Origin of the sequence: Bartonella sp. AP88XZML (assembly GCF_042195565.1) — a bacterium.
GTDB lineage: Bacteria > Pseudomonadota > Alphaproteobacteria > Rhizobiales > Rhizobiaceae > Bartonella.
The window spans coordinates 1-8578 of record NZ_JBHIOQ010000092.1 but is presented as its reverse complement, the minus strand read 5'-3'; the positions used below and the strand labels follow the sequence as shown (position 1 = coordinate 8578).

At 39.0% G+C, this 8578-nt stretch carries 6 protein-coding genes; 3 read left to right on the top strand and 3 right to left on the bottom strand.

Features of this window, described 5'->3' with window-relative positions:
- Positions 1 to 397 precede the first annotated feature (397 nt).
- The gene (locus tag ACFIK2_RS08810; RefSeq protein WP_375636957.1) at positions 398 to 2386 is read left to right on the top strand and encodes a M23 family metallopeptidase; all 1989 of its coding nucleotides are present in this window, start codon (positions 398 to 400) and stop codon (positions 2384 to 2386) included.
- Between the two features lie 851 nt (positions 2387 to 3237).
- Here ACFIK2_RS08810 and ACFIK2_RS08805 read toward each other — a convergent pair.
- The 3 genes from ACFIK2_RS08805 to ACFIK2_RS08795 form a co-directional block, all read right to left on the bottom strand.
- Entirely contained in the window at positions 3238 to 4668 is a 1431-nt protein-coding gene (locus tag ACFIK2_RS08805; protein ID WP_375677184.1) for a sensor histidine kinase, read from the bottom strand.
- Between the two features lie 224 nt (positions 4669 to 4892).
- Entirely contained in the window at positions 4893 to 5447 is a 555-nt protein-coding gene (locus ACFIK2_RS08800; RefSeq protein WP_273724155.1) for an RNA polymerase sigma factor, read from the bottom strand.
- A gap of 7 nt (positions 5448 to 5454) precedes the next feature.
- The gene (locus ACFIK2_RS08795; RefSeq protein ID WP_375610684.1) at positions 5455 to 5658 is read right to left on the bottom strand and encodes a NepR family anti-sigma factor; all 204 of its coding nucleotides are present in this window, start codon (positions 5656 to 5658) and stop codon (positions 5455 to 5457) included.
- A gap of 168 nt (positions 5659 to 5826) precedes the next feature.
- Here ACFIK2_RS08795 and ACFIK2_RS08790 point away from each other — a divergent pair, with 168 nt between their 5' ends.
- On the top strand, positions 5827 to 6621 hold the full coding sequence (locus ACFIK2_RS08790; RefSeq protein ID WP_375607013.1) for a response regulator: 795 nt from the start codon (positions 5827 to 5829) through the stop codon (positions 6619 to 6621).
- A 22-nt stretch (positions 6622 to 6643) separates the two neighbouring features.
- Entirely contained in the window at positions 6644 to 7657 is a 1014-nt protein-coding gene (locus tag ACFIK2_RS08785; RefSeq protein ID WP_375633296.1) for an HWE histidine kinase domain-containing protein, read from the top strand.
- Positions 7658 to 8578: the final 921 nt, after the last annotated feature.

The window sequence follows — 8578 nt, the reverse complement described above, 5'->3', positions numbered from 1 at the left end:
GCCCAAAACAATACCAATAAAATATTGAACAAAAAATCCTATTTCAAGACATTATTGGCAACAAGCAATTATAGGAAAAATCTGCCTTCATAAAAATAAAACATGAAAACAGCAAGGAGTTCAAAGAGAGCATGGCGCCTTTAAAGTAAAATATAGCACCCCATTGCAATGCATAAAAATAGGAAGTTGCCTAGGAATGAGTTAATCACAATAACGCTTGTTTTATGCTACTTTAATAGAGAAAATTTTCTGCGCAGATACGATTTATAAAGACATTGCTGTATAAAGAGAATCGTATGATCTGTAATTTGTAAAAAGAATCAAATTCCTGTAGAAGCATGCTAAGCTATCTATCTAGCTTTCTTTATTTAATATTGAAAAGTACTCTTTTAAATCTATGTGGGATAACGAACAACAAAAAAACGATCCTGGACAAGACCCTGCTCTTGTCGTCAAGCGCTTGCGGCCTGCGCGCCGACAGGTCTCTGCTCGTTGGCTTACGGGAACCATTCTGACAGGAATCACTTCCTGCATTCTTATGGGGATTGCACTTTTTACGGCTCTTGATGAACAACAGCGATTGGTAACACCGCCACAATGGTTTACGCAAGAAAACCTATCAGAATCACAAGACCCTGAGGCCAATGGCTATAAAGGTGATCGTATTTCTCCCACCCATGCACGGCAAAGCTTTGACAGAAAACGTCAATTTGAACTATCGATTCTACAAAAAAAAGGCGATGAAAAAGTCATTCAAACACAACATTTTGAATGGATTCGTATGGCTTTAGCCGAAAATCGCCCCCAGAAATATAGTTATCCAAAATTTGATTCTTTAAGCATTCTTGCCAGTGATTCTAAAAATCAAAATATCGCACCACAAGAAGATTCTGGGCAGATTTACGGTGCAAAGGTTGAAACAAAACTCACCTTACGCAGCTATGATTTTAAGGTAAATCAATTCGATTTTGATGACAGCGACACATTGACAGATGAAGAGGCACAACAAGAAGTGCAAAAAGCTGGATTTACTTTAGAAAAGAGCTCCGAACTTCTTTCAGTTCTCACATTGATTGATCCTTTAAAATTAGAAGATGTATCCTCCCCTTCCCAAGGCACAGAATCCCCTGAAGTTCGAATCGTTCAAGAAAATGTAACCGTTTCTCCTCAAAGTCACCGTATCGATCTGACGAAAAACTATGTTGAAGATATTATTCCTATTCGTAAAAAACAAACGATAGCCGATGCTTTCAAAAAAACCAGTTATACAAAAAAGCAAATTGACCAGGTTGTAAAAACGCTAGAAAAAATAAGCCTTTCCGATTCCCTTAAAGAGGGAAGCCTTTTACGCATTGGTATCGTGACACAAGCTGGTGAAGAAGATCATCTCGTACGCGCAAGTATCTATCAAGGGATGCATCATATTCTCACCATTGCCCTGAATGATAAAGGCCAATTCATTGAAAGCACAGAGCCTAAAATGTCTAAAGCACTTAAAACGGCTTTTCAAAATGGTATTCCGCATTCTTATATCAATAGTGCGCAATTACCAACGGCTTATGATGCACTCTATAGTGCTTTGCTAAGCCATAATATATCACAATCTCTCTCTCATCGTCTTATTCGTCTGCTAGCCACCAATATTGACATGAAAAGTCTGATAACACCCAATGATCAGATCGAAATATTTTATGCTGTACCACAAAGCGATAAAGAAAACCAAAATGGCAAAAAGAACTTGAAAGCAAAGGAAGCATCCCAAAACACTGATCCAGAAATTCGTTATATTAGCGCAACTTTTGGAAATACAACTTATAAATATTACCGTTATCAATTAAAAGATGGAAGCGTTGATTATTATGATTCTGAAGGGAGGAGTTCAAAGCCTTTCTTGCTGCGCAAACCCACACCAAATGGGATTTTTGGCTCCCCCTTTGGTCCACGCAAACATCCTATTTTAGGCTATGTTCGCATGCATACGGGAGTTGATTGGGTTGCTCCTAAAGGATCACCCATTATTGCTGTAGGAGATGGTATTGTCACAAGAGTAGGTGTAACAGGTGGCTATGGAAATCACACGGAAATTCAACATGCCAATGGATATGTCAGCAGTTATTCACACCAAAGCCGTTATGCACCAGACATCAAACCAGGCGTGAAAGTACGACAAGGACAAATCATTGGGTATGTTGGAACAACAGGAATGGCAACCGGTCCCCATTGTCATTTTGAAATCATTGTCAATGGCGTCAAAGTTGATCCCATGCGCATCCGTATACCGGATAGCAAAGCCTTAACAAATCAAGACCTACAAACATTCCTACAAGAAAAAAACAATATTGATGCCTTGATCAACAGCCCGATAACACCCTCCGAAGAAACTTAAAGCATAAAAGCATCTGCATTTTTACGACTCAAAACATCTAAAAATATGCTTTAGCGCTTATTTTTCTTAAAGAGATTTCCGCACTTTAAATATCTATAAAGAATTTGCCGAAATATGCCACCACCCAAGGTCGCATAACAATGATTAAAAATAAAACGCCCTCCCCTTTTCAGGTTTACGCACAATAGAAAAGTGTAAAATATGAAACCAAAAAAGGCTAACTCTTTATTGTTTATTTTATCAAAACGATAGCCCGTCCTTATTTGCCATGCAATAAAATCTCAAATCAAAGGTGAGTTTTTCTAAAGAACGAAGATTCTAAAATCCATATCATTCTATAAACAACCCGACTTTTTGTTGAAGAGATTTCACCTGTTGAATGCTTATGCTGTTCATAGCCCTAAAGGACAGTGTTTCATAAACTTTATGAGCAAGTTATCCTTAAGAATATTCGTTACACACTTTTACAAAAACACCACATATTTAAAGTTTTACATGCCTTACAAAAAATAACAAAATTTGAAAAAACAATCTCTTCACAAAGAAATAGAGCTTACTAATATAAGTATTATCGGTTTAAAGGAGCTTTTATTCAAAATAAATTTAAATTTTAACTCAAGTACTTCAAAGCTATAAAGCATACAACAACAGGAGAATTTTGAAAGCCGATAATCGGAGTCAGCAAAGCAAAAAACAAAGAGACCAAAAGATAAAGAAGCAATGTTGCTTCTCTTGAAGACAATTGACAATCTGATATGAATGGTGCTGTGTTCGCGTCATCTAAGTTATATTTTTTCTCATTTTTATTAAAACGAACAAGCAGAGAGTAAAGAATTTATCTCTTAAAAAAATCAGTCAGAGCTTTTTTTTGAACTATTCATGCTAAGTTTTGGCAAAGGAATGATAATCTTTGTGCCTCCTAAAGCAGAAGTTTCAAACAGAGGTTTCTCACCAAATTGCATACAGAGCTGTTCCACGACCACACGACCAAGTCCTGTTTTTTGTTCTAAAGTTTGGCTTTTCATTCCCACGCCATCATCTTCTACAATGAGCATCAATTGTCCATCTTTCTGGGGACCAAAAGAAATATAAATATGACCCGACCGTTGATCAGGAAAGGCATGTTTTAAGGAATTTGTCAGCAGTTCACCAAGGATAATTCCAAGTGTTGTCGCATCTCTTGAAGACAGGCGACAATCTTTAAAGTTTGTGTGAATGGCGATGTTTTCACGCAATTCAAAAGGGACTGCCAATTCGACATCATGCACAACAGAACTGAGAAACTCTGCCAAAAAAGTCGTTTCCATATCATCACTTAAGCGCAAACGACGATGTGCTGTAGAAATTGTCTGAATACGATCACGCGCAGCTCCTAAAACAGAACGTACCTCTTCATTTTTGCTCCGGTTTAACTGGAGCCCCAGCAAAGAAGACACCGTCCCAAGAGAATTGCCAATGCGATGGCTTGCATCCTGCAATAATATTTCAACCCGTTGGCGTTCTTTTTCAGCGTGATTGCGTGCTCTTTCTAATTCTTGTGTTCGTTCTTTCACGCGGGCTTCCAGAGCGATATTTTCGCTATGAAGCAGCAATTGATACAATTTTAAAGAGCGCACATCACGATGAAAACGATTAATAACAAAATAGGCAGAAATAAAAGTACTCACAACGGAAACAATAGCCGCCAATGTCAAAGCAGCCCGCATTAATGCGATACCCTCACGCTGTTTTTGTCGCACCACATCATCCCCATTAATAAAGCTTGTCATCAATTGAGCTAAACGTGCCACAGGAATCTTTGATACTTCAAAAGAGGCAGCATGAGAAGGTTGAGAGGGTTGTTCAGGAATCGCATCAAGAGCATGCATATGGGCATTCATAAAGGCTTTTCGTGCTTCAACCTCTTTTTTAAAAGCCGTAAACCATTCATCCCATTGTGGATGCGCATAAACAATAAGTGCGATATAATCGAGAATATCCCCTAACTCCCGCTCTGCATTTTCAAAACGTATTTTATCTTCCGCCTTGCGCGTTTTTGCATAGCTGCGATCAGCAACAGCCATATCAATCAAGCTAATAAGGACCAAATCAGCCTGTTCACGCAATTCTGAACTTGTATTCAACTGTGCAACTTCTCGATCAACAGCATTTGAAAGCAACATAATAAAAACCGATGCCAAAAGAGCCATAACAAGAGAAACAACAATCGCACCCCACCGCCAGCGTGATATCGTTGCATCAGAAGAAGGCATTTGAGGCATCAAATTTGTTTTTGTTGTCATAGAATGTCCATTGGCGAACTTGAAAGTCGTCATTTTTCAGCACAAAGGAAGGCAACCTTATGGAACATAAAACCTAAAGCCCGTGGGAAAGTTTATACAGGCTTTTCTTGTGTTCCTAAGGATACACGCCAAACACTCTGAATTTCCTCAGATACTGACTTTACTGTAATAGCTATAACGGGAATAAAAAAAACAAGGCTATCGATCATAATTATTATGCTTTTTTAGCCGTTAAATGAACACAATGTACTTCCAGCTGAATAAGAATCAGGACCATAATCAGACTCACCATCTACTTTAAGAAGTTCTTGTAATCGATTACGCGCCCTGCTCACACGGCTTTTAATGGTTCCAACAGCACAACCACAAATAGCCGCAGCATCTTCATAAGAAAATCCCGATGCGCCAATGAGAATAATGGCTTCTCTTTGATCGGCAGAAAGCAAATTTAAGGCTTTTTTGAAATCTTGCAAATCAAGTGATCCATATTGAGCAGGATGAACAGCGACATTTTGAGTAAACACGCCATCGGTATCTTGAACTTCTCTTCCCTTTTTACGCATTTGACTGTAAAATTCATTGCGCAAAATGGTAAAAAGCCAAGCTTTAAGATTGGTTCCCATCTCAAAACTATCTTGCTTAGCCCATGCCTTCATAACAGTATCTTGGACCAAATCTTCGGCTTTATCGTGCTTGCCACTTAAAGAAACAGCAAAAGCTCGTAAAGCCGGCAACACAGAAAGGAGTTCTTGTTTAAAATTTTTCGCGCACTTTGACATAAAGGATTCAAACCTTTTCCACATTGTTTAAGCCAAATTGCTCTGCGCGCTCCAACTTCTCTAAAAGCTCAAGCAAACACCGTGGCAGTGCTTCTTCTTGAATTTCCATGTAAAATTGACGTAACTTCCGTGCTATTTCGCTATTGACCCCGAGAAGATCATCTCCAACTCTAAATTGTGTGGTGAGATTTTTTTCATCACGGTCGTTCATTTTTCATCCCCCTAATCCATATATTACTAATAGCACCGCGAAGAATTTTTCGCCTTATGGTTGTAAATATAGCTGTCGGTAAAAAGTTCCATACAAATCAAGGAACTTTTTTATCTGTTGAGAATTTCAACCAACAAAATGCTTGAAAGGTCAAAGGAGTTATAAATTATGTCATTATCAACGCGCATTGCCCCGCATCTTCCCTATCTTCGGCGTTTTGCCCGCTCTGTCACCGGTAGCCAATCCTCTGGCGATGCTTATGTTTCAGCGATGTTGGAAGCACTCATTGCCGACATCTCCATTTTTCCCAAAGCCTCCACTGACCGAATTGGTACCTATTGGCTTTTTTGCCATCTTTTTGACCAAACCACACCAAACATCCCTGAACCCCTGCCCCAATTTGGTCTTGAACAAAAAACCAGTGCCAAATTATCCTATCTCACGCCCCGTGCACGCCAAGCATTTTTGCTCATTGCCGTTGAAGGATTTCATGAACAAGACGCTAGCGAAATCATGAATCTGGATACGAAAGAATTCCGTAAGCTGCTCAACCAAGCATCCATTGATATTTCTCAACAAATTGCCACTGAAGTAATGATTATTGAAGATGAACCTCTTATTGCGCTTGATATTGAGCAAATGGTAGAAAGCTTAGGTCATCATGTTGTAGGAATAGCGCGCACGCGTGATGAAGCTGTCATTATGTATCATAAGAAAAAACCACGGTTGATTTTGGCTGATATTCAATTAGCCGATAACAGTTCAGGTATTGACGCAGTCAATGAGATTTTGAAAAATGACCGTATACCGGTGATTTTCATCACGGCTTTTCCCGAAAGGCTACTGACCGGCGAGCGTCCAGAACCAACTTTTTTAGTGACCAAACCTTTTAACCCTGATATGGTGAAAGCGCTTATTTCCCAAGCTTTATTTTTTCAAGAGAATGCTTCTAAAGCGGCTTAGAACAGAGTAACATCTTAAAATTATGATCGTTACGCCTCTTTCAAAGCCTCCCATGGATAGATCTCATATGAGTGCGCTCATGCAAGCGATTCGTGGTGCTGATATTTGTGTTCTCTATCAGGCAACAAATCTGGTTTATTTATGGGCTGAAAACTTGCCACACCATTTGCACCATAAATGGCGGGTTGGGTGTCGTGACAGCGACTTTTTTTCGCTTGACCTTGCAGACAATATGGAAACCATCAAACTGCAAGTTTTAGCCAGTGGCAAAATGCAAACTGTTGAAGCACGTTTTGAAGATACAAATAAACAAGAGATTTGGTACAAATTTTCTATTGATTGCCATCGTAATGATAACGGAGACATTATTGGGATTATCACCACCGGTGTTAATATTTCCGGTTTACGCCGCCGTGAACAAGTGCTTAAAATCCTTCTTCGCGAGGTCAGTCACCGTTCTAAAAATCTTCTAGCGATCATTCAAAGTATTGCCAGCCAAACCGCCCGCTATACTGAATCTCTTCAGGTTTTCTTACGCAAATTTCAAGGTCGTCTTCATTCTCTTTCTCATTCTCAAGATCTGATCACTGATTCTGATTGGCGTGGTGCTCAATTTCGCGAATTGGTCCAAACGCAGGCTTTAGGCTATTTTATGAAAGAAACAGAACGTTTTTCACTTGAAGGCGTAGATCCTTATCTTTTTCCCAATGCCGCTTTGCATATTGGTTTGGCTTTTCATGAACTGATTGTCAATTCTCTTTCTTTTGGAGCTCTTTCCCAAGAAAAAGGGAGCATCTGTGTACGCTGTGAAATCAAAACAAAACTGAATGGCAAAACACAACTTATCATCACTTGGCATGAAAATTTTGAATCCGGCATCCCTCCCACAAACAATAAAAAAGCCTGTTTTGGTAGTGCCGTTCTCGAAAAAATCGTTCCCATTTCCGTGAATGGTTCAGCTTCCCTCAAATTGACACAAGAAGGAATTGTCTATTGCCTCTCTGTTCCTGATACTTATTTTGATATTTTTTCTTAAAAGAGCATTTTAAACAATGAACAAGAGAAGTTTCCCCTTTTTTAGCAAAATGTCTCATCTGTTTATTAAGCACAAAGATATTTTCCAACCTCTTTAAACCAACCTCTATTGTCCCCCAATAGTTCCCCAAAACCTTAACGATGAGAACTGAAGGCCACATAAAATCCATTCCCGCTGTCAATCAACTTTCATCCCTTATAGAACCGCATATTTTAAGAGAGAAACCAAAACAATGAAGAGTAAACCGTTTCAGCTTTTATATGCCAAATAAAAGCGAACCTATTACCTATCTCTTTTTGTGTAACTTTCGCAATGCGCATACAATTCCATTTTGGCAGAATATGAAATTTCAAGGAGTAAAGCTAACATCCATCATCACTCTCCAGCTTTACGGGACTAAAGCATCCACGACAACAACAATTAACTGATGAAATTACACATTTTATGCTTTTATTTATCGCATTCTTTAATGGAGATATCCTCTTCAGGTACAATAGGACATCCTAAAACAGAATACACGTGTGTCCCTCCATTCACGCACTTTTTAATATTTCCCAGTGTATCCACGCTCATTTCAAAACAGTATCTGTAAATAAGATATAATAGCCCCCGTAAAGTGAACCATCAAAACCGCCCCTTGTTACCCCACATCCTTCTTTACCTTCATACCTCTTTTCACTTCATAAAAGTAGTAGCTGAGCATCATCATACTATTTGTCTCTCATGTTACAACAGCCATTGACCTTTGAGAGCCTCCATAAGAGGCATTTCAGTCTTTTTTCAAATATTACTCACCAACATAAAGCCCACACACAGCCTTTTATGACGTGCAAGCCAATGACATTGATTAATTCACTATAGAATAAAATCTCAAAGGGGAACTAGCATCTCAAAGGGGAACCCGCATCTCAAAGGGGAACT

Excerpts from the sequence above, each read along its gene's own strand:
- ACFIK2_RS08810 (WP_375636957.1), top strand. The coding sequence starts at position 398 with ATGTGGGATAACGAACAACAAAAAAACGATCCTGGACAAGACCCTGCT.
- ACFIK2_RS08800 (WP_273724155.1), bottom strand. The coding sequence starts at position 5,447 with ATGTCAAAGTGCGCGAAAAATTTTAAACAAGAACTCCTTTCTGTGTTG.
- ACFIK2_RS08785 (WP_375633296.1), top strand. The coding sequence starts at position 6,644 with ATGATCGTTACGCCTCTTTCAAAGCCTCCCATGGATAGATCTCATATG.
- ACFIK2_RS08805 (WP_375677184.1), bottom strand. The coding sequence starts at position 4,668 with ATGACAACAAAAACAAATTTGATGCCTCAAATGCCTTCTTCTGATGCA.
- ACFIK2_RS08795 (WP_375610684.1), bottom strand. The coding sequence starts at position 5,658 with ATGAACGACCGTGATGAAAAAAATCTCACCACACAATTTAGAGTTGGA.
- ACFIK2_RS08790 (WP_375607013.1), top strand. The coding sequence starts at position 5,827 with ATGTCATTATCAACGCGCATTGCCCCGCATCTTCCCTATCTTCGGCGT.